This window comes from Porphyromonas catoniae ATCC 51270 (genome assembly GCF_000565015.1).
In the GTDB taxonomy this organism is placed as follows: Bacteria; Bacteroidota; Bacteroidia; order Bacteroidales; family Porphyromonadaceae; genus Porphyromonas; species Porphyromonas catoniae.
On record NZ_JDFF01000024.1, the window covers coordinates 106,876 to 127,941 of the forward strand.

13 protein-coding genes are annotated in these 21,066 nt (G+C 50.0%); 6 read left to right on the forward strand and 7 right to left on the reverse strand.

Features of this window, described 5'->3' with window-relative positions; genetic code table 11:
- Window positions 1–442: 442 nt before the first annotated feature.
- Window positions 443–2,380 (forward strand): DNA topoisomerase IV subunit B, encoded by a 1,938-nt coding sequence (locus HMPREF0636_RS06805; RefSeq protein ID WP_044169353.1) that lies wholly within the window; start codon window positions 443–445, stop codon window positions 2,378–2,380.
- A gap of 131 nt (window positions 2,381–2,511) precedes the next feature.
- Here the strand turns inward: HMPREF0636_RS06805 and eno are convergent, their stop codons facing one another.
- The 7 genes from eno to HMPREF0636_RS06840 all read right to left on the reverse strand — a co-directional run bounded on the left by eno (window position 2,512) and on the right by HMPREF0636_RS06840 (window position 12,369).
- The gene (eno, locus tag HMPREF0636_RS06810) at window positions 2,512–3,792 is read right to left on the reverse strand and encodes a phosphopyruvate hydratase (RefSeq protein WP_005468802.1); all 1,281 of its coding nucleotides are present in this window, start codon (window positions 3,790–3,792) and stop codon (window positions 2,512–2,514) included.
- 858 nt (window positions 3,793–4,650) lie between these two features.
- Complete coding sequence (locus HMPREF0636_RS06815; RefSeq protein ID WP_044169355.1) at window positions 4,651–6,888, reverse strand: inorganic phosphate transporter; 2,238 nt, start codon at window positions 6,886–6,888, stop codon at window positions 4,651–4,653.
- 41 nt (window positions 6,889–6,929) lie between these two features.
- On the reverse strand, window positions 6,930–9,020 hold the full coding sequence (ligA, locus tag HMPREF0636_RS06820; protein WP_044169358.1) for an NAD-dependent DNA ligase LigA: 2,091 nt from the start codon (window positions 9,018–9,020) through the stop codon (window positions 6,930–6,932).
- Window positions 9,008–9,538: a GNAT family N-acetyltransferase gene (locus HMPREF0636_RS06825; RefSeq protein WP_044169360.1), complete on the reverse strand. Its 531-nt coding sequence runs from the start codon at window positions 9,536–9,538 to the stop codon at window positions 9,008–9,010. Before HMPREF0636_RS06825 ends, ligA begins: the two co-directional genes overlap by 13 nt.
- A gap of 3 nt (window positions 9,539–9,541) precedes the next feature.
- Window positions 9,542–10,162, reverse strand: coding sequence for a recombination mediator RecR (recR, locus tag HMPREF0636_RS06830; protein ID WP_044169361.1), 621 nt, complete (start codon window positions 10,160–10,162; stop codon window positions 9,542–9,544).
- A gap of 122 nt (window positions 10,163–10,284) precedes the next feature.
- Window positions 10,285–11,847 (reverse strand): Rne/Rng family ribonuclease, encoded by a 1,563-nt coding sequence (locus tag HMPREF0636_RS06835; RefSeq protein WP_044169364.1) that lies wholly within the window; start codon window positions 11,845–11,847, stop codon window positions 10,285–10,287.
- Window positions 11,848–12,096: 249 nt separating this feature from the next.
- Window positions 12,097–12,369 carry an HU family DNA-binding protein gene (locus HMPREF0636_RS06840; RefSeq protein WP_005468793.1) on the reverse strand — a complete coding sequence of 91 codons (273 nt, stop codon included), beginning with the start codon at window positions 12,367–12,369 and terminating at the stop codon, window positions 12,097–12,099.
- 614 nt (window positions 12,370–12,983) lie between these two features.
- Here HMPREF0636_RS06840 and clpP point away from each other — a divergent pair.
- From clpP to HMPREF0636_RS06865, 5 genes are all read left to right on the forward strand, one after another.
- Window positions 12,984–13,664, forward strand: a complete 681-nt coding sequence (gene clpP / locus HMPREF0636_RS06845; protein WP_044169543.1) for an ATP-dependent Clp endopeptidase proteolytic subunit ClpP — start codon at window positions 12,984–12,986, stop codon at window positions 13,662–13,664.
- Window positions 13,657–14,892, forward strand: coding sequence for an ATP-dependent Clp protease ATP-binding subunit ClpX (gene clpX, locus HMPREF0636_RS06850; protein WP_044169366.1), 1,236 nt, complete (start codon window positions 13,657–13,659; stop codon window positions 14,890–14,892). Before clpP ends, clpX begins: the two co-directional genes overlap by 8 nt.
- Window positions 14,893–14,997: 105 nt before the next feature.
- Complete coding sequence (recQ, locus tag HMPREF0636_RS06855) at window positions 14,998–17,172, forward strand: DNA helicase RecQ (RefSeq protein WP_407636356.1); 2,175 nt, start codon at window positions 14,998–15,000, stop codon at window positions 17,170–17,172.
- A gap of 33 nt (window positions 17,173–17,205) precedes the next feature.
- Window positions 17,206–18,603, forward strand: coding sequence for a peptidylprolyl isomerase (locus tag HMPREF0636_RS06860; protein ID WP_044169367.1), 1,398 nt, complete (start codon window positions 17,206–17,208; stop codon window positions 18,601–18,603).
- A 411-nt stretch (window positions 18,604–19,014) separates the two neighbouring features.
- Window positions 19,015–21,060 carry an OstA-like protein gene (locus HMPREF0636_RS06865; protein ID WP_248616894.1) on the forward strand — a complete coding sequence of 682 codons (2,046 nt, stop codon included), beginning with the start codon at window positions 19,015–19,017 and terminating at the stop codon, window positions 21,058–21,060.
- Window positions 21,061–21,066 lie beyond the last annotated feature (6 nt).

Sequence of the window (21,066 nt, forward strand, 5' to 3'; positions counted from 1 at the left end):
CCCCAGTGACAAGAGCCCATAAGGCGAAGGTCCCGTTGTTGATCTTGAGGAGAAGGGGATGCCACACAGACAGATTGAGGTCTTAGCTCAAGAGAAGGTAGAGTAAGGTGTATTGGGTGCAAGAAGTACCCAGCTGGAAATCCTTATAAACAGCCTATTTATAAGCAGATTATGAGGGGAGCTGGGATGGAGGTCAAGGCATCCTTCCGGGAGGTATATTGTGTGCGAGCGCACACAATATACCTTGCGTTTGCACACAATATACGTTGCTGAAGCACACAATATACCTTCTGAAAGGGAGGCATTTCTCCCCTGAGTTTAGCTCCGTTTTTTGCCCTTGACCTTCATGAAAACCAGACGGGGTGTTGAGCTTATCTCAGCACTTCACAGCCTCATTTTTAGTATCTTTGGCACACAAAATCCATAGATAGAGGCAAGAAACATGTTAGATGAGCAAACGGTAGGTTACAGCGATGGAGACATCAAGACCCTAGAATGGGACGAACATATCCGCCGTCGCCCGGGGATGTATATCGGGAAGTTGGGGGATGGTTCGCACGCCGATGACGGGATCTACGTGCTCCTGAAAGAAGTCTTGGATAACTCCATAGACGAATACGTCATGGGGGCTGGCAAGAGGATCGAGGTGACCATCGCCGACGGCCTCGTTACGGTGCGAGACTACGGCCGTGGTATCCCGCTCGGGAAGCTCGTCGATGCAACGAGCAAGATGAATACAGGCGGGAAGATTGATTCCAAAGCCTTCAAGAAGTCCGTAGGGCTGAATGGTGTAGGGATTAAAGCCGTTAATGCGCTGTCTATTCACTGCGAGATTACCGTTTGGCGTGACGGCCTTACCAAAACCGTCCGTTACTCCCACGCTAAGCTCCTCGAGGAAACAGAACCCACACCCAGCACGGAGCGTGCAGGTACACGGGTGGTCTTCCGTCCCGACATCAACCTCTTCAAGGACTATATGTACAAGGATGAGTTCGTCATCGCGATGATTAAGAACTATTCCTACCTCAATGCAGGGCTTACCCTAGTATATAACGGACAGCGGTATCAGTCGAAGGAAGGGCTAGCAGACCTGCTTGCCGAGAACATGACGGACGAAGCACTCTATCCCATCATTCATCTCAAGGACGAGGACGTAGAAATCGTTATCACCCACACAAACCAAGTTGGGGAGGACTTCTATAGCTTCGTCAATGGTCAGAACACCACGCAGGGAGGTACACATCTCTCCGCCTTTCGTGAGGCTGTGGCACGAGTCATCAAGGACTTCTCAGGGAAGAACTTCGATTACCGAGACATTCGCTATGGGATGGCTGCTGCTATCAGCATCAAAATTGAGGAACCAGTATTTGAGAGCCAAACAAAGACCAAACTTGGCTCCAAGGACATGGAGCCTGACGGGCGAAGTATTCAGAAGTTCCTCAACGACTTCCTTGGTAAAGAGCTCGACAATTACCTGCACATCCACACCGAGGATGCAGCCGCAATGATTCAGAAGATCCAGGAGAGCGAGCGGGAGCGTAAAGCCCTCAGCGGTGTGGCTAAGCTCGCCAGAGAGCGAGCAAAGAAAGCGAGCCTGCACAACAAGAAACTGCGGGACTGCACTATTCACTTCAACGATCCTAAAGCGAAAGAGCCCGAGCGAACAAGTCTTTTCATCACAGAGGGTAACTCCGCTAGTGGCTCAATCACGACTTGCCGTGACCCACATTACCAAGCGGTCTTCAGCCTTCGTGGTAAGCCGCTGAACTGCTACGGACAGACGAAGAAGGTTGTCTACGAGAACGAGGAGTTTAATCTCCTGCAGGCTGCTCTTAACATCGAGGACGGCTTGGAAGGGCTTCGCTACAACCGGGTAATTATTGCCACCGATGCTGATGACGACGGGATGCATATCCGTCTGCTACTCATTACCTTCTTCTTGCAGTTTTTCCCCGAGCTCGTGCGTCGTGGACATGTTTATATCCTAGAGACACCACTCTTCCGTGTCTTTCTACCCAAGGAGCATAAGAAGGGGGATAACTTCATGGCGTCCTCTACGACAAAGAAGCGTGGACGCAAGAAGAAGGAAGACTCACCACAGACCGAGGAGCTGGTGACAAACATCTATTGCTACAACGAGGCACAGAAGCAAGCTGCTCTGAAGAAGCTAGGTAAACGAGCTTTGGTCACTCGATTTAAGGGGCTTGGTGAGATTTCTCCCGAGCAATTCAAGGATTGGATCTCGGAGGAGAATATCAAGCTCGACCCTGTTCGCCTAAGGAAGGAAGATAACCTAGCGAACCTCCTCCTTTTCTATATGGGTAAGAATACGCCCGAGCGTCAAAACTTCATTATTGACAACCTTGTTGTCGACGAATGACGCTCTCTATTGCGTGTAGGAGTAGCCTCTGTTAATACTCCTATTTCGTAGATGCATTCATGAGTGTCGATAAATAAATAGACCTCTTGCTCAGCTGAGCAAGAGGTCTATTTCGTTTTGTAGGGAAGTGACTACTTAATGCGCTTGTAGCCGTAGACAGCGAGATCACCGAGCTCTTCCTCGATACGTAGGAGCTGGTTGTACTTAGCCATACGGTCGGTACGGCTGAGTGAACCCGTCTTGATCTGACCAGAGTTGGTAGCCACTGCGATGTCAGCGATCGTAGCATCTTCTGTTTCACCAGAGCGGTGTGAGGTAACAGAAGTGAAGCCGTGGCGGTGTGCCATATCGATGGCATCAAGCGTCTCGGTGAGTGTACCGATCTGGTTTACCTTGATGAGGATGGAGTTACCGCAACCCTCTGCGATACCACGACGGAGGTACTCAACATTCGTTACGAAGAGGTCGTCACCTACGAGCTGTATCTTCTTGCCGAGCTTGTCTGTGAGCTTCTTCCATCCTTCCCAGTCGTTCTCAGCCATACCGTCTTCGATTGAATCGATTGGGTACTTCTCTACTAGTTCGGTGAGGAAGGCTACCTGCTCATCGATTGAGCGCTTCTTGCCACTCTCTCCTTCAAACTTGGTATAGTCATATACGCCGTCCTTGAAGAACTCTGAGGAAGCACAGTCCATAGCAATCGTGATGTCCTTGCCTGGTACGTAGCCAGCCTTTTCTACAGCCTTGAGGATAGACTCGATAGCGTCCTCTGTGCCGTGTAGAGCAGGGGCGAAGCCTCCTTCGTCACCCACAGCTGTGCTTAGGCCACGATCGTGGAGCACCTTCTTTAGGCTGTGGAAAACCTCAGCACCCATACGAAGTCCTTCACGGAAGGAAGAAGCACCAATAGGACGGATCATGAATTCCTGGAAGGCGATAGGAGCATCGGAGTGTGAGCCACCATTGATGATGTTCATCATAGGTACGGGGAGTACATAAGTGTTCGTGCCGCCGATGTAGCGATAGAGGGGGATGTCAAGGTACTGAGCAGCAGCCTTAGCAACAGCTAGTGAGACGCCGAGGATAGCGTTTGCACCGAGCTTGCTCTTGGTCTTGGTGCCATCGAGTGCGATCATCTTCATGTCGATCTCACGCTGGTTGAGGGCGCTCATACCGTAGAGCTCAGGAGCAATCACGTTGTTGATGTTCTCTACAGCCTTTAGGACACCCTTACCGAGGTAACGGCTCTTGTCACCGTCACGCAGCTCGAGGGCTTCGTTTTCACCTGTAGAGGCACCGCTGGGGACAGCAGCACGTCCGATGATACCACAAGCTAGATGTACATCTACTTCTACGGTGGGGTTCCCACGCGAGTCGAGGATTTCACGCCCGACGATCTTGATAATTTCCATAACTGAACTAATTCGAATTAGCAAATCTACTAGTGATTATACTTGCTCGCAAAGATACGATTATTATACAAGAGATAAAAGAGGAAGAAGGTAGAAAAAAGACGATAACAGAGGTAGGTGTGCTAGCCGAAGTGGAATGTGAGGTATACTCTATACTTGCATAGTTCTGTATGGTCTGCTATGCAGCGTTTGTTTAGCTTCGAAATATCAGAATATTTGCCCTTGATAAATGCCTAAATACAGTGCTTGGATATGGGAGGTGATGAAGTCCGCTTCGTCTCTTGATACGGAGCGAAACATATCGGCTGCAATTTCCAGAGAGGGTGTACTCTTAGATAGCTCTATAATGATATGAAAACAAGAGAGATACAAAAGGGTAGAAAGGCGAGTGAACGAGTTGTGGTAACTCGTCGCAATGAGTTATGGTAAGTCTTTGCAACGAGTTATGGTAAGTTGTCAAGACGAGTTACCATAACTCTTCATGGCGACTTATAGTAACTCGTCTGCATGTGCTGTAAATCCCTTTAAATAGGCGAAACTTGATTAGGGCATTGTCGGGTTTATTTTCGGGGGATGGCCACTACTGGTATGGGGAAGAATACTTGCTATTGGGCAGATCCAGGCCAGAGACTAAGAGCTAAGTAGATAACGAGGGGCCACATCAATAAATCTGAGGTACACCAAAGGCCTCTCTCAACTGAATTTACTCTCAAACACAAGCTCTAGAAATGAACTTTGGGCTAAGCTCTATTAAAGCCCAGCCCAAAGTTTAAGATATGATGATTCACCTTGGTATAGGATGCTATACGCGGGGAATGCGAGGTCATCCTTTGTAGCAAAGGATGGTTGTGTCCGATGTTATTCGGTCTCCTCCTCTAGTAGATGCTGGCTGTAGCCTACGAGGTGACGGAGGTTCACGAGGAGCTCGTTGGTCTCGATGAGGAGGTTGAGGTAGACGAGGGAGGCTCGTAGGTCTTCCTTACTGCTCTTGTGCGTACGCTTCATCTGCGTCTTACGCATATCCTTGACAATGTTGCGTAGCTCCTTCCCCATGGCCTTAGCTGTCTTGGCATCCTCCATACGTTCGCTGGCGATGAGACGATGCACCTGTGCGATGTAGTCTACGACACGGTCACGGATGGGGAGGAACTCCTCACGGCACTGCTCGGGGATAGGGTTGAAGTTGTTGTCTACGTGCTCGGCACAGACCTCGCTTGCACGCTCTAGGGCATAGATCATCTGCAGGCAGGTGTTTGCTCCGAGGTGGAACCACATGTTCTTCTCCAGCACATCCTCATCGTTGGACATACGTCTTAGTCCGATCGTCTCCTTACGGCGCATCGTCTTGAAGCGACGCTTGTGGCTGTCTAGGTGGTGCTGGGTACGGTGGAGCTTGCGTAGGTCTTCGCCGAAGAGGCCTGTAGTCAGATCCATGTAGTCTGCACTGACTTGGTCGAGGAGTGTAATCTGGTTGAGACGTACGTGCTCGGAGAGGAGGCTCCACATCTCCTCAGGCTTCTCGGCATTGAGGATAGCGACGAAGAGCTCATCGTCAGCATCATCCTTCTTGCGCTTGAGTAGGTGGTTATTGAAGAGGAGGAAGAGGGCGACACCGATGAGGGCAACCATAGCTACGAAGCCCCCGAAGTTCATGATCGCAGCGATGATGATCGCAATGATGAAGGCTGCACCAGCGGTGACGAACCACCCACCGATCACGGACATAACCCCCGTGAGACGTCCCACGGCGCTCTCACGTCCCCAGGCACGGTCTGCCAGTGATGAACCCATAGCGACCATGAAGGTCACGTAGGTCGTAGAGAGGGGCAACTTCATCGAGGTACCTACGGCGATGAGTAGCCCCGAGAGGACGAGGTTCACAGAGGCACGGACGAGGTCAAAGGCAGCCCCCTGCTCGAGGGTGATCTCCTGCTTGTTGAATCGGCTATCAATCCAGGTGCGTGTACGCTTGGGTACGGCACGCTCTAGGAAGTTCGCTATCGCACTACTCGTGCGTACGAGACCACGAGCGATACGAGAGGAGCCGAAGGTCTCCTCACCATCATCCTGACGGGAGAGGTTTACGGAGGTCTTGATGACGTTCTGAGCACTCTTGGAGAAGAAGAGCGCAACGACCATGATGACCCCAGAGGCCAGGAGGAAGTAATAGGGTGTCTCGGCAGGGCCCTTATTGGCTGCCATTAGGTAGCTATCATAGGCACCGTTGCCGTGAGCCATGAAGTTCTGATAGGAGGCTAGCCCAGTCAGAGGTACCCCGATGAAGTTCACCAAGTCGTTACCAGCGAAGGCGAGTGAGAGGGAGAGTGTACCTGCTAGGACGATGATCTTGAGGATATTCACCTTGCACCAGTGCAGGATCTGCATCACGATGGAGGAGACGACGAGGCAGCCTAGGACGAGCTCCTGAGTATGCTCGTTGATCCATGCCTTGTAGGCAAAGGTAGAGTCTCCTAGCCCCTTGATGAGCATGAAGTAGATGATAGCCGTGATGGCTAGTCCCCCGTAGATACCGGCTAGGTAGGGGAGAGTCTTTTTGTAGTTGAAGGTGAAGAGTACACGGGCTATCCACTGCACCACAGAGCCGAAGAAGAAGGCGATCGCCACAGAGAGGAAGATGGCGATGATGACCTGTAGGGCCTTGGAGGTGTTCAGTAGATCGAGTACCTGAAGGGAGGGATCACCGACACTCTTGATCATCGCCATACAGAAGGCTGCACCTAGTAGCTCGAAGACCATCGAGACAGTCGTAGAGGTCGGTAGCCCAAGTGTATTGAAGATGTTCAGTAGGATAATATCGGTGACCACTGCTGTTAGACAGATCGTCATCACCTCCTGGAAGGTAAAGTACGACGGGTCATAGATACCATAGCGTGCTATGTCCATCATCCCGTTGCTCAGGGATGCACCGATGAAGATACCGACAGCTGCAACAGCGAGGACGACCTTGAAGGGTGCAGCCTTCGCTCCGATCGCAGAGTTTAGGAAGTTCACAGCATCATTGCTTACCCCTGCCACCAAATCGAAGCAGGCGAGGATAAGTAGGAATGCTAGGATGCAGATAAAGATGATTTCCATTGCTGGGACAAATATGTTCTAGGGTTAGTTGGGTTGCTTGACTAATCGAAGAGTAGACGAGGCTCATCGCGCTCTTCTTGTACAGGAGCGGGAGTGGGTGCCTCAGTGGACGTAACCTGAGTAGCATGGAGATGGGCAAGGAAGTCTGTCTCGGAGAGTAGGGTGATGCCTAGGGAGGTAGCCTTCTCGAGCTTGGCAGGTCCCATGTTGGCTCCTGCAAGGACGAAGTCCGTCTTACTTGAGATTGAGGAGGAGATCTTACCTCCATAGGACTCAATCATAGCCTTGTACTCCTCTCGAGAATGCTCAGTGAAGACACCGCTGATGACGAACGTCCGTCCAGAGATGAATTCGTGCGAGGTGACAGGGCTTGGCTCCTCCTGTGCTGTACGTCTAAGCGGAAGGCCTAGCTCCTCAAGCTCTAGGATGAAGTGTCTGTTACTCTCGAGTGCGAAGTAATCGACTAGGCTCTGCGCTATGACCTTGCCGATATCAGGTATGGTGGTCAGCTCCTCAAGGGAAGCCTTGGCGAGCTCCTCTATACTTCGATAGTGCTGTACTAGGGTCTTAGCGACCGTCTCACCCACGAAGCGAATGCCTAGACCAAAGAGTAGAGCACTGAAGGGGCGATCCTTGGAGGCGGTGATGCTGTCAAGGAGCTTCGTAGCACTACGTTCCTTGAAGCCGGGGAGGGTAAGTAGATTCTCTACTCTTAGGCGATATAGATCTGCTATGCTATGCACTAAGTCGAGCTCGAAGAGCAGAGATATCGTCTCCTCTCCGAGACGAATGTCTGCTGCCTTACGCCCGCAGAAGTGCTCGATACGTGCTGTCTGCTGTGGTGGGCATGCAGACTGATTGGGACAGTAATAGGCAGCCTCCCCTTCGTTGCGCTGTAGGGGGGTACTACATGATGGACATTGTGTGGGGAAGATGACTGGTTCGGCTCCCTGCTGACGCTCCTCCTTAGCTACACCCACGATCTTGGGGATGATCTCTCCCCCCTTCTCGACGAAGACTTGGTCTCCGAGGTGTAGATCTAGGGTAGTGATGAAGTCTGCATTGTGTAGGGAGGCACGGCGTACGATCGTCCCAGAGATGGGTACTGCCTCTAGGTTCGCTACCGGTGTTACGGCTCCTGTACGTCCGACCTGGAAGTCTACAGAGAGGAGAGTCGTCTTTACTTGCTCTGCTTGGAACTTGTAGGCTATGGCCCAGCGAGGTGTCTTGGACGTATAGCCCAGCTCCTCTTGCTCGGTAATGGAGTCCACCTTGAGCACAACGCCATCTGTAGCTACAGGTGCAGAGTGGCGAGCTTCATCCCAGTGGTCGAGGAAGTGATGTACCTCCGAGAGTGAGTGACAGAGCTCTATGGCATGAGACACCTTGAGCCCCCATGCCTTGCACTGCATGAGTCGCTCATAGTGGCTATCAGGCATATCGGGCTGTGCGGGGACATAGTAGAAGAAGGCATCCAGCCTACGGGAGGCTACGATGGCGGGATCGAGCTGCTTGAGTGTACCGCTAGCTGCATTACGTGGGTTGGCAAAGAGAGGGAGTCCTGCCTCACTACGCTCTGCATTGATCCGATCAAACTCGGAGAAGGGAAGGAGTATCTCACCTCGTACCTCCAGTTCACGAGGATAACCCTCGCCCTGTAGGCGTAGAGGTATGGAGCGAATGGTGCGGACATTAGCCGTCACGTCATCCCCTACCTGACCATCACCTCGGGTGACAGCACGTACGAGGATGCCATCCTCATAGATGAGTGATATGGATAGACCATCATACTTCAGTTCGGCTGCTATGGCGAAGGGCTTCCCTCCCAGGTCCTTCTTCACTCGCTCGTAGAAGCTGTCGACCTCTTCATAGCTGTAGGTATTGCCTAGGGAGAGCATGGGGTAGCGGTGTGCTACCTGAGCAAATCCCTCTGTGCGGTCTGCTCCAACACGCTGGGTCGGGGAGTCGGGAGTGATGAGCTCAGGGTGCTGTGCCTCGAGTGCCTCTAGCTCCTTGAGCAGATGATCGAAGTCATAGTCCGAGATGGTAGGGGAGGATAGAACGTAATAGGCGTAATTGTGCCGATTAATCTCTTCCCGAAGGGCCCTGATTTGCTCGTCTATTCGTTCCATTTCTGATAGTAGTAGAGATCTTGATAGTCACCTTGTACCCATTGCCAGCGAGCAAGGGTAGCTGTATGGTGGAAGCCAAGGGCTAGGAGCATCGTCTGCGATGCAGTATTGTGGGCTAACACCTCAGCATATACCTGATGACAGCGTAGTAGATCGAAGGCATAGTCAGTAGCCAGGAGTATGCCTTCTGACGCATAGCCATTACGTCGGTGCTCTGGAGCAATGTAGACACCCAGCCCTGCTCGGCAGTGCAGAGGATTATAGTCGTATATGACTAGATGCCCAAGGGGCGTTGGAGGGCTATCCTTCAACTCAATAATGAGACTCATCGTTCCCGTCTCTAGTATGTGTTGGGTGGATGAGGAGATGTATTGACGGATGAAATCCTTGGAGAGGGGATTAAGGATATTGCTCGATAGCCAGCCCTCGGGATCATTCTCCCAAGTTTCAAGGATGGGTAGGTCATCGTGAGATAATGCTCTCAGACGGATGCGAGGGCTTTCGATGCTGTGTGCCACGGGCTAAAATCGGATAGATTGGTCGAAGTCAGTGCGAGTGAGTATCGATCTGCCGAGGGTTACTTCATCAGTGTATTCTATCTCATCACCGATAGCTATCCCCCGAGCAATGACAGAGACCTTGATGCTGAAGTCTTGTAGTCTACGATAGAGGAAGAAGTTTGTCGTATCCCCCTCCATGGTGGTACCAAGAGCAAGGATAACCTCCTTCACTGTCCCCGAGCGAACTCGTTCAATGAGTTCGTCAATAAGTAGCTCCTCTGGTCCTATACCATCAATAGGAGAGATGACTCCCCCGAGGACATGATAGACTCCACGATACTGCCCTGTATTCTCGATGGCCAGCACATCTCCTACATGCTGTACGACACAGATGGTAGAGGTGTCTCGGCTAGGACTAGCGCAGATGCTGCATAGCTCCGTGTCACTGATATTGTGGCACTGACGGCAGTAGATAATCCCATCTCTCATCTCGGTGAGAGCATGGGCAAAGGTATGGGTGTCTAGTTTGGGGCGAGAGAGCAGATGGAGAGCCAAGCGTAGCGCAGTCTTCCTCCCGATACCAGGTAGCGTGGAGAGCTGCTCTACGGCACGCTCGACGAGCTTGGAGGGGTAAGCGTTCATCTATACGCTTGTTAACTTGCCCGTTTACTAAGAGAAGCGCCCATAGAGCGACCAGAGGATTGCACCCAGATATACTTTTGGGGGCTATCTGATAAGGGTACTCTATGGGAGCTTCTCTTCATTTATTCGTCCAAAGACTCGATCTCGTTGCCCTCTTTATCGAGGAACTTATATTCGAGGAAGCCGAGGCTTTGATTCGGAGTGATACGGATACCTCGAGCAATCTGCAGCTTCCAACGGCGAGCGATGGAGATGAGGAATCCTTTGGTGAGGTAGGCTGCTACATAAGGATGTACATGTACATTTATGTAGGAGAGATCTAGTCGCTGGACTAGGTCTTTTAGCTTTTCTTCCAGTTGATCGGTGAAGAGGACAGAGGACTTCATCTTCCCTGTGCCTAGACAGGTTGGGCAGGTCTCCTCTGTATTGATTTGCGTGGCAGGACGTATCCGCTGGCGAGTAATCTGCATGACGCCGAACTTGCTAAGCGGTAATATATTGTGCCTCGTTCTGTCACTCTCCATCAGCTTAACCATATGCTCGTAGAGGAGCTGCCGGTTCTTTGGGTCGTGCATATCGATGAAGTCCACAGCGATGATGCCGCCCATATCTCGAAGGCGTAGCTGTCGAGCTAGCTCTTCGGCTGCGATGAGATTGACGTCGATAGCCGTCCCTTCCTGCTCGTTGCTCTTGCGTGACCTATTCCCACTGTTGACATCTACCACATACATGGCCTCGGTCTGCTCTATGATTAGGTAAGCACCACTCTTACAGGTGACGGTGCGCCCAAAGGCAGACTTGATTTGCTTGGTAACACCCTTCTCATCGAAGATGGGTAGGTTACCTGTGTAGAGGTGTACGATGTCTTCCCTGCCAGGAGCTATTTGAGCTACATACTCTCGTATTTCCTCATAATAGGCTTTGTCACTGACGTGTATGCTCTGGAAGGAAGGGTTGAAGGTATCGCGGAGCACACCTAGGGCTCGGCTAGACTCTTCATAGACGATCTTAGGAGTCTTGGTGATCTTAGGGAGTTTCTGTACACTCTCTTCCCAGCGGCGAATGAGTCGGCTTAGCTCTTGGTCAAGCTCCGACGCCCGCTTTCCCTCAGCGGAGGTTCGGATGATGACACTGAAGTTCTTCGGCTTCATACTGAGCACGAGTTGCTTCAGTCTAGTACGCTCTTCGTGTGATTCGATCTTTGTGCTGACGGAGACCTTATCCGAGAATGGGACGAGCACGAGGTTACGTCCTGCAATGGATATTTCGGCTGATAGTCGAGGTCCTTTGGTAGAAATGGGCTCTTTGACGACTTGTACTAAGACGTTTTGCCCAGCCTTAATGTAGTCGGCTATCTTTCCGTCCTTGGGGAGGTCAGGGAAGTTAGGGATTTTATGTAGGGCTGGCACTGCTTTGGTCTTCTCGATTAGTTCGAGGAAGCGTTGCTGAGCCTGATAGATCATCCCTAGATCAAGGTAGTGAAGAAAAGCATCTTTTTTGTAGCCTACATCCACGAACGCTGCATTGAGCCCAGGCATGACCTTCTTCACTCGTCCGAGGTAGATATCTCCGACGGCAAAGGCTAAGTCCCTGCGCTCTCTCTGTAGCTCTACGAGACGTTGGTCCTCGAGTAGAGCCATGGATATCTCCCGAGGGGAGACATCGACGATTAGTTCACTGGTCACTTAGCGTATCTGATGTATGGATGAATAGGTGGAATAAAGACGCAGTGCCTATAAAGCACACAAGGGGTAAGAGTTAGCTCATCGCTCACCCCCGACCCCTCATGTTAGGCTCTATTTCTTCTTCTTATGTCGATTCTTCTTGAGTCTCTTCTTACGCTTGTGCGTAGCCATCTTATGGCGCTTTCTTTTCTTTCCGCTTGGCATAGCTTCTTGATTCGTTAATATGTTATTGTTAGGATATTCCTTGTTCTACTTTACTCTTGAAGCGAAGAGCTTAGAGGGCTTGAAGGCAGGGATACGACGCTTGGGGATGATGATAGTAGTCTTCTTAGAGATATTACGGGCAGTCTTCTCTGCTCGCTCCTTGATGATGAAGCTACCGAAGCCACGTAGGTAGACATTTTCACCACGAACTAGCGACTCACGGACGGACTCCATGAATGCTTCTACCACAGCTAAGGTAGTCTCTTTGTCTACCCCCGTGCTCTTGGCGATGTCGCTCACCACTTCTGCTTTCGTCATAGTTGATGAAATATTATAATTAGATGAATATCATTTTTTTGCTGTGCAAATATAGTATAAATCTTTCAATCTGCACATGCTGATTACTAATTGCTTACCTACTTTCTCTTCCCTCCTCGCGCGTGGTACATCTATCGAGTTAACAGACCTTCACCTGGGGGAGCTTGGCAGGTTGGTTTCTTTCCCTTTTTGCAATGTCTAATAGCATGAAACTGTAGACGCCCCCTGTGAACCAACCTATATGAACACAAAAAAGTACCCACTCGTGGGTTGCCTTTGATACCCACGGGTAGGTATGAAATGTAACCCACGAGTGGGTACCAGAGATAACCCATGGGTGGGTGTCAAGGAAGACCTACGAGTAGGTTCTTTTTTCGCTAAGGGGGTGAGGTGCCAATGGAGTGTGTGAGTTGTTCATTATTAGTCTGTTATGATGGTATAGACCTAGATAATATGAGCATGTGCTGGCGAAGGAATATTTCTTCGACTCCTAGGGCTAAGGTAAGGGTGTATTTCACCTCTACTGTGCGTAAGCCCTATTATTCAGAATTATTTCTACCTTTGTTTTATAGAGCTGATATATGAATAGGCTCTTTGTACTACCCCAAAATAGAATGAACGAATTTAAGAAGTTTGCCATAGGGCACCTTGGAATGAATTCCCTTGCCCTTGATGACTACATGCAGGTGCAGAGTAGCTATATCTCACCTACAATCATCGAGGAGCGTCCTATGAACGTGGCTCAGATGGATGTGTTTTCTCGTCTGATGATGGATCGCATCATCTTCCTTGGGACACAAATCAACGACTACACGGCCAATGTAATACAGGCTCAGCTACTCTTCCTTGATAGCAGTGAGCCAGGCAAGGATATATCTATCTACATCAACTCCCCTGGGGGCTCTGTCTATGCTGGCTATGGCATCTATGACACCATGCAGTACATCAGTTGCGACATCTCTACTATCTGTACCGGCGTGGCAGCTTCTATGGCCTCAATTCTACTTGTAGCAGGGACAAAAGGCAAACGCTATGCCCTTCCACATTCGCGTGTCATGATTCATCAGCCCTTGGGTGGTATGCAAGGTCAGGCTAGTGATATGGAGATTGCTGCACGAGAAATTATTAAGGTGAAGAAGGAGCTCTATACCATCCTCTCCAACCACTCTGGACAGAGCTTCGAGACCATCGAGCGAGATAGTGACCGAGACTACTGGATGACTGCCTCTGAGGCGGAAGCCTATGGGATGGTAGACCGTGTACTAGTACGTGACGAGGCAAAGAAGAATGGCTAAGAAGCACGAATCACACTGTGCCTTCTGTGGGCAACCCGAGAGTCAGGTCGGTGGCCTCCTACAGGGGCTAGATGCCCAGATTTGCACGGAGTGTCTCTACAGAGGGTATCACCTGTTGGAGGAGATCACTGGAGGCAGTGCGTCTTCACTCGAATCTCGCACCCCTCAAGAGGAACTGAAAGACCTCCCCAAGCCTCAAGAGATAAAGGAATACCTTGATGGTTACGTCGTAGGACAGGAAGAGGCTAAGCGTTACCTTTCGGTAGCGGTTTACAATCACTACAAACGTCTTCAGCAGAAGCAAGACGCTAGTGATGATGTGGAGATCGAGAAGAGCAATATCCTCCTGCTTGGCCCCACAGGTACGGGTAAGACCCTTCTTGCAAAGACCATAGCTCGCCTGCTGAAGGTGCCATTCACTATCGTGGATGCTACAGTCCTGACTCAGGCAGGCTATGTTGGGGAGGATATTGAGAGCCTACTTACCCGACTGCTTCAGGTCGCAGACTACGATGTAGCTGCTGCTGAGCGGGGGATTGTTTTCATTGATGAGATCGATAAGATTGCTCGTAAGGGGGACAACCCCTCCATCACAAGAGATGTCAGCGGAGAGGGAGTACAGCAGGGGCTGCTTAAGCTCCTGGAAGGGTCGGTAGTGAATGTACCCCCTCAGGGTGGGCGCAAGCATCCTGACCAAAAGATGATTCAGGTCAATACCCAGCAGATACTCTTCATTTGTGCCGGTGCCTTCGATGGTATAGAGCGTAAGATTGCTCACCGACTGAACACCCGAGTGGTGGGCTACAATAGCCCAGGAGCCAAGCATGCTCACCTAATGGAGGAAGAACTGATGAAGTACGTTGATGCTCGTGACCTTAAAAGCTTTGGGCTTATCCCAGAGATTATAGGACGTCTGCCCATTATTACCCATCTCAACCCTCTACAACGTGATACGTTGAGGATGATCCTCACCGAGCCAAAGAATGCCCTGGTACGCCAGTACACGAAGATGTTTGAGATGGATGGCATCCAACTGAAGTACACCGATGATGCCCTAGATGCAATCGTGGACAAAACCATGGAGCAGAAGCTTGGGGCTCGTGGACTGCGCTCCATTATGGAACAGGTGATGATGGAGGCGATGTACACCCTTCCCTCCCAGAAGGTCAAGACATTCACCATCGATCGCCCCTACGTAGAGAACCAACTCACCGCCCGTGCCTCGTGATGGCGGATGTGTTCATATAATATTGTATTACTCATAAACCTAATTCGCATAACTTACCGATAATTGCTCCCTTGGAGTTCTTATAATCGTGGTACGGATAGCATGATGGGAATAGACCTACCTCAGGCACTGAAGGAATACTTTGGTTTTGACCAATTTAAGGGCAACCAGCGTGAGATCATAGAGCAGACGCTCCAGGGTCGGGATACCTTTGTCCTTATGCCTACAGGTGGAGGCAAGAGCCTATGCTATCAGCTCCCCGCACTACTGATGGACGGGACGGCTGTGATCATCTCACCTCTGATTGCTTTGATGAAGAACCAGGTCGATGCTGTACGTGGCTTCTGTGAAGAAGATACGGTGGCGCACTTCCTGAACTCATCACTCTCGCGAGCTAAACTCGAAGAGGTCAAGCAGGATGTACGCTCGGGTAGAACGAAGCTACTCTATGTAGCCCCAGAGTCACTACACAAGCAGGAGAACATTGACCTCCTGCGGGAGGTGCCGATTTCTTTCTACGCCGTAGATGAGGCACACTGCATCTCGGAGTGGGGACATGACTTTCGCCCAGAGTACCGCAAGATTCGCAGTCTTGTGTCAGAGATTGCTCCCCGTCCAATCATGGCTCTCACAGCTACCGCTACACCTAAGGTGCAACATGACATCATGAAGAACCTAGGTATCGAGGATGCTGTTGTATTCCAGAGTTCGTTCAACCGTCCCAACCTTCTTTATCAGATACGTCCCAAGACGGCAGACGTAGATAGGGATATAGTGCGTTATATCCTTGCTAACCCTAAGAAGAGCGGTATCGTCTACTGCATGCGTCGTACAAGGGTAGAGACTCTAGCCCAAGTACTGCAAGCTAATGGTATTAAGGCGTTGCCCTATCACGCAGGGTTGGAGGCTAAGGAGCGTATGGAGAATCAAGACGCGTTCATTGAAGAGCGTGTTGATGTCATTGTTGCTACCATCGCCTTCGGGATGGGCATAGACAAGCCTGATGTGCGCTATGTCATTCACTACGATATGCCCAAGAGCCTTGAGGGATATTATCAGGAGACAGGGCGTGCAGGTAGAGACGGAGGTGAGGGCGTGTGTATTGCCTACTACGACCCAAATGAACTGGAGAAGCTAGAGCGTTTTACCAAAGGACGCTCTGTGGCAGATCAGGAGATAGCACGTGTACTGCTACGTGAGACTGCTGATTATGCCGAGACTACTCTGTGCCGAAGGTCATTCCTTTTGAATTACTTCGGTGAGCACTACGAGAAAGAGAATTGTGGGAGTTGCGATAATTGTTTAGTACCTAAGAATAAAGTGGAAGCTAAAGAATTGCTTGTAAACTTACTTGAGGTTGTCAGCACACTCAAGGAGAAATTTAACGCTGACTATATCATTACCATCCTCAAGGGAGAGACGAATTCTGATGTGATGTCTTTTCATCACGAGGAATTGGATTGCTTTGGGGTGGGCCAAGATATCGATGAGACGACTTGGACGACGATTATTCGGCAAGCCCTTATCGCTGGCTATTTAGAGAAGGATGTGGAGAACTATGGTCTTCTAAAAATCACCTCTGCGGGGAAGAAGTATATGAAAAAGCCAGTCAGCTTCAAGATTACCGAGAGTGAGGATGATCCTGATGAGGTGTCATCGGCAGGGCAGGGTAGTGGAAGTGGAGAGTCGACCGACCCTACACTGTATGCTATTATGAAGGACTTGCGTAAGAAGATGGGACAGCAGAATGGTGTCCCCCCTTACGTCATCTTCCAGGATACATCTCTGGAGGCTATGGCGACCTTCTACCCTGTCACTATGGAGGAGCTCCAGAATATCCCAGGTGTAGGTGCAGGTAAAGCTGCCCGCTACGGACAGAAGTTCCTTGAAGTTATTCGTCGCCATGTCAAGGAGAACGATATTGAGCGTCCTGCTGACATGCGAGTGCGCACACTACCTAATAAGTCCAAGCTAAAGGTTAGTATCATTCAGCAGATAGACCGTAAGGTAGCACTAGATGATATAGCTATTGCTTTGGGCCTAGACTTCGATGTACTCATCGGTGAGGTTGAGGCGATTGTCTATTCTGGTACACGCATCAACATCGACTACTTCATTATGGAAATCGTCGACGAAGACCGCATAGAGGAAATCTACGAATATTTCAAGACATCTACGACGGACGACATCAATGAGGCACTCTCTAACCTAGGCAGTGATTTCTCTGAGGAGGAAGTTCGACTTGTGCGTATTAAGTTCCTCTCTGAGCTAGCTAACTAACCTACTCTTTGACCCAACAAGACAATACAAGAGATGAGATATAAGACAGCCCTGATCCTACTTAGCCTATTCTCCGCAGGTAGTGTACTCGCCACTCAGCCTAAGAAGGATGAGCCACAGAAGAAAAATGTAGCCGACGAGGTGGTTTGGATGGTAGGTGACGAACCTATACTCCTTTCGGATATAGAGTACCAGAAGCTAGTTCTACGTAGCGAAGGGCATAATATCGAGGGGGACTTAGACTGCGTCATCCCAGAGAGGATAGCCATACAGAAGCTTTTCTTGAACCAAGCTAAGATTGATAGCGTTGAAGCCAATGAGACCCAAGTCAATCGCATGGTGGAGATGTGGATTCAGAATGCCATCTCTCAGCTTGGCTCCAAGGAAAAGCTTGAGGAATACTTCAATAAAAAGCTATCTCAGATACGGGAGGAGCAGGCTGCACAGATGCGTAATGAGGAGATTGTACGTGCCATGCAGCAAAAGATAGCCCAAGGGGTACAAGTCTCTCCCTCTGAGATTAGTTCCTTTTACAAGGGAATACCACAGGATAGTCTTCCCTTCATTCCCAAAACCATCGAGGTCCAAATCATTGCCCTTCAGCCTCAGATACCTCTGACCGAGATAGACCGCGTCAAGGGGATCCTCCGAGGTTACGCTGATGACATCAATGAGGGGAAGCGCGAATTCTCCACTATTGCTCGCCTTTACTCTGAGGACAAGCGTACGGCTCTTCAGGGCGGGGAATACGGGTTCGTGGGGAAGGTATCGCTTGACCCGACCTTTGCCGCAGCGGTGTTTAATCTCTCGGATAAGGCACGAGTCTCTCCCATTATCAAAACTGATGAGGGCTACCACATTGCTCAGCTCATTGAGAAGCGGGGTGACTTAGTCAACTTCCGCCATATCCTTGTTCGTCCTGTCGTGGATGAGGCAGCGATAGCGTCAGCGACTCATCGTATCGACTCCATAGCTAAGCTGATTAGTGAGGATCGACTTACTTTCGAGCAGGCTGCAGAGCTCTACTCAGAGGATAAGGATACCTTCAACAATGGAGGGCTGATGATCAACACCTCTAACGAGAGTGATTTCTCTGGTTCATCAAACTTCCGCTACGAAGACCTTCCTCAGGATGTGGCGAAGGTTGCCTATGAGCTGAAGGTGGGGGAAGTCTCTAAGCCTTTCACAATGCGTACAGCGAAGGGTCTTGAGCAAGTTGCCATTATTCGTCTGAAGGATGTGCATAACGAACACATGGCGAACATGAATACTGACTTCCGTACGATTAAGGAGCTGGCTCTATCGAAGAAGCGGAGTAAGATCATTGATGAGTGGATACGCAAGAAGCAAAAGGAAACCCATATCCACATAAACGATAGCTATCGCAATTGTGCCTTTCAGTATCCAGGCTGGGTACACGAAGAAGAGTAGGGGATAGACCCTTACTCTTCTCCCTTATTTTCCCCTTTCCAACTCCTGTTCCTTGCTGCTTTTCTCTAGATAGGTTCTCGGGACATGCTTTTTCCCTTTTCCTAGAAGCCGAGGTATAGGCGATGAAAGAGGCTTCAGATTAGTAGCAGGTAAGAGGTCAAATTTCTTCTCAAAGATGGTTTCGGCTAGCGAAATGGGTGTTTAACCATTACTTGTCAGAATACTTCTTTGTGGATTATAAGGAGTAGCCTAAATAGGTTATGAGGAAAACCCTTCTGAGGTTATGGGGATACCTCTGATGAGGTTGCGAGGGAAACCCTCACGAGGTGACGAGGGTACCTCCCACAGGGTAGAGAAATAGCCCTTAGAATAGAGTAGGCGGGAGCCTCATTTTGGAAGAATAGAAACTTGATGGGTCAAATCACAGAGCATCATACCGAGCCTACACGCTCACTGCAGCTGATTATAGCATTTTTAGCTATTGTCGTCATTGGCATTAGCTATCTGACCTCTAGTGCTTCTTTCCGGCCATCATCTCCATCGTTAATGAGAGGCATCTCCCAGGATAGCCTCCCTCAACGCAGTGGCACAAGCCGAGTTCAGGGGAAGGCTCCAGCCAAGATTTATATCGAGCATGCCGATCTACTTAGTTATGATGCTTCCCTCATGCCAGGAGTGCAGAAGCTAAAGGGAAATATCATTCTGAAGCATGGCAATGCTACGATGACTTGTGACAGTGCTTATCTGAATGAAGAGGCTCAGACCTTTGAGGCCTTCGGTGAGGTGCATATGGTACAGGCTGATACGGTGAATATGTATTCTCGCTACCTGTTTTACGATGGTGTCACGAAGCTGGCGCGCCTCAGGCATAACGTCCACTTAGCGAATAAGACGACAGACCTCTATACTGATAGCCTTGACTACGATCGCATAGCAGACATAGCCTATTACTTCGAGGGAGGCTCCGTATCTGACGCCAAGAATACGCTGACCTCAGACTATGGACAGTTCCTCCCTGCCACCAATGATGCTGAGTTTCGCTACAATGTAAAGCTCGTCGGGGAGAAAACGACCCTTACTACCGAGCACCTCTTCTACAACACACATACCCAGATCGGTAGCTACGAGGGAGAGACCCTTATTGAATCAGACTCGGGGCAGATCATCTCCCAACGAGGAGTTTACGATGTGGGTAAAGACATAGGCATCCTACTTGATCGGTCTTCTGTCTTCTCTGGGAGCAAGACTCTTACGGGTGACTCCATCTACTATGACGGAGGGGCAAAGTTTGGGGAAGCCTTTGGTCGCATGGAGCTTGAGGATACAGCTCAGGGGGCAATCCTCTTTGGCGACTATGGATTTTTCGATGATAAGAGGAACTACGCATTCGCTACATCTCGGGCATATGCTGAGGATTATTCACAGAAGGATACCCTTTATGTCTCGGCTGATACGCTAGAGCTCATCAGTGTGCCTATACGGGATCGAATTAAGCTGGACAGCCTGCTCTCTGATACCACCTCGGGGAAGAAACCCGATACACTCCAGCGTTATCTCCGTGGTTACCATCACGTCAGGATTTTCCGACGAGATGCCCAAGCCATAGCAGACTCTATGAGCTATATTTCCTCCGACTCCACCCTCTCCCTCTACGGACATCCCTATATGTGGAGTGAGGCACGACAACTGTCGGGTGATACTACATTCTTCTACTTCCGCTATGGAAAGCTCGACTATGTCGATGTGCTGGGAAACACGCTAGCTGTGGAGCATATTGATAGCGTAGACTACTACAATCAAATGCGAGGTGATAAGCTACGTGCCTATGTCGCAGATAGCACACTACGTCAAATCAATGTCGATGGCAATGTCGAGACCATTCTCTACATGAAGGAGGAGAAATCCAACGACTACACGGGGATGAACCGCATGACCAGTTCCACAATGTACGTCACGCTGGACTCAGGTATCGTGAAGAAGAGTAGCTGGAAAGGCCCTGTCTCAGGTAAGCTCTATCCCCTAAGCATGGCCTCGTCTGCTGAACTCAATCGTCTCAAGGAATTTGTGTGGGCTTCCGACCGACGCCCTATGAATAAAGAGGCGGTGATTTATGGCATGGACTCCCTAAGCCAGGCAAAGACTCTACCGCCACCTCTATCAGACCTGCGCAAGTTTAGTGGTGCACAGGCTGCCCTTACAGCCTATGCACCTTTTGATCGTGCTGCTGAGCAGGATTCACTTCGTGCAGACTCTATTCAAAAGGCTCGTAAACCTCTAACAGAAACGGAATACCGAGCGCGCTATCAATATGTCCTCCAACCAAAGAAGGAGGAGGGCCCCACTTCACCACCACCGCTTATCAATACGTCATGGGTATACAAAGCTTTTTCAAACAAAGAAGACCAAGACAGTTCGAGCACAAGCTCATCTATTGGGATCCTAGAAAGGAAGAACTAGAGAAGC

Coding starts and splice junctions, on each gene's coding strand:
- eno (WP_005468802.1), bottom strand. CDS start 3,792: ATGGAAATTATCAAGATCGTCGGGCGTGAAATCCTCGACTCGCGTGGG.
- HMPREF0636_RS06840 (WP_005468793.1), bottom strand. CDS start 12,369: ATGACGAAAGCAGAAGTGGTGAGCGACATCGCCAAGAGCACGGGGGTA.
- recR (WP_044169361.1), bottom strand. CDS start 10,162: ATGAACGCTTACCCCTCCAAGCTCGTCGAGCGTGCCGTAGAGCAGCTC.
- clpX (WP_044169366.1), top strand. CDS start 13,657: ATGGCTAAGAAGCACGAATCACACTGTGCCTTCTGTGGGCAACCCGAG.
- HMPREF0636_RS06805 (WP_044169353.1), top strand. CDS start 443: ATGTTAGATGAGCAAACGGTAGGTTACAGCGATGGAGACATCAAGACC.
- clpP (WP_044169543.1), top strand. CDS start 12,984: ATGAACGAATTTAAGAAGTTTGCCATAGGGCACCTTGGAATGAATTCC.
- HMPREF0636_RS06865 (WP_248616894.1), top strand. CDS start 19,015: ATGGGTCAAATCACAGAGCATCATACCGAGCCTACACGCTCACTGCAG.
- HMPREF0636_RS06860 (WP_044169367.1), top strand. CDS start 17,206: ATGAGATATAAGACAGCCCTGATCCTACTTAGCCTATTCTCCGCAGGT.
- recQ (WP_407636356.1), top strand. CDS start 14,998: ATGGGAATAGACCTACCTCAGGCACTGAAGGAATACTTTGGTTTTGAC.
- ligA (WP_044169358.1), bottom strand. CDS start 9,020: ATGGAACGAATAGACGAGCAAATCAGGGCCCTTCGGGAAGAGATTAAT.
- HMPREF0636_RS06815 (WP_044169355.1), bottom strand. CDS start 6,888: ATGGAAATCATCTTTATCTGCATCCTAGCATTCCTACTTATCCTCGCC.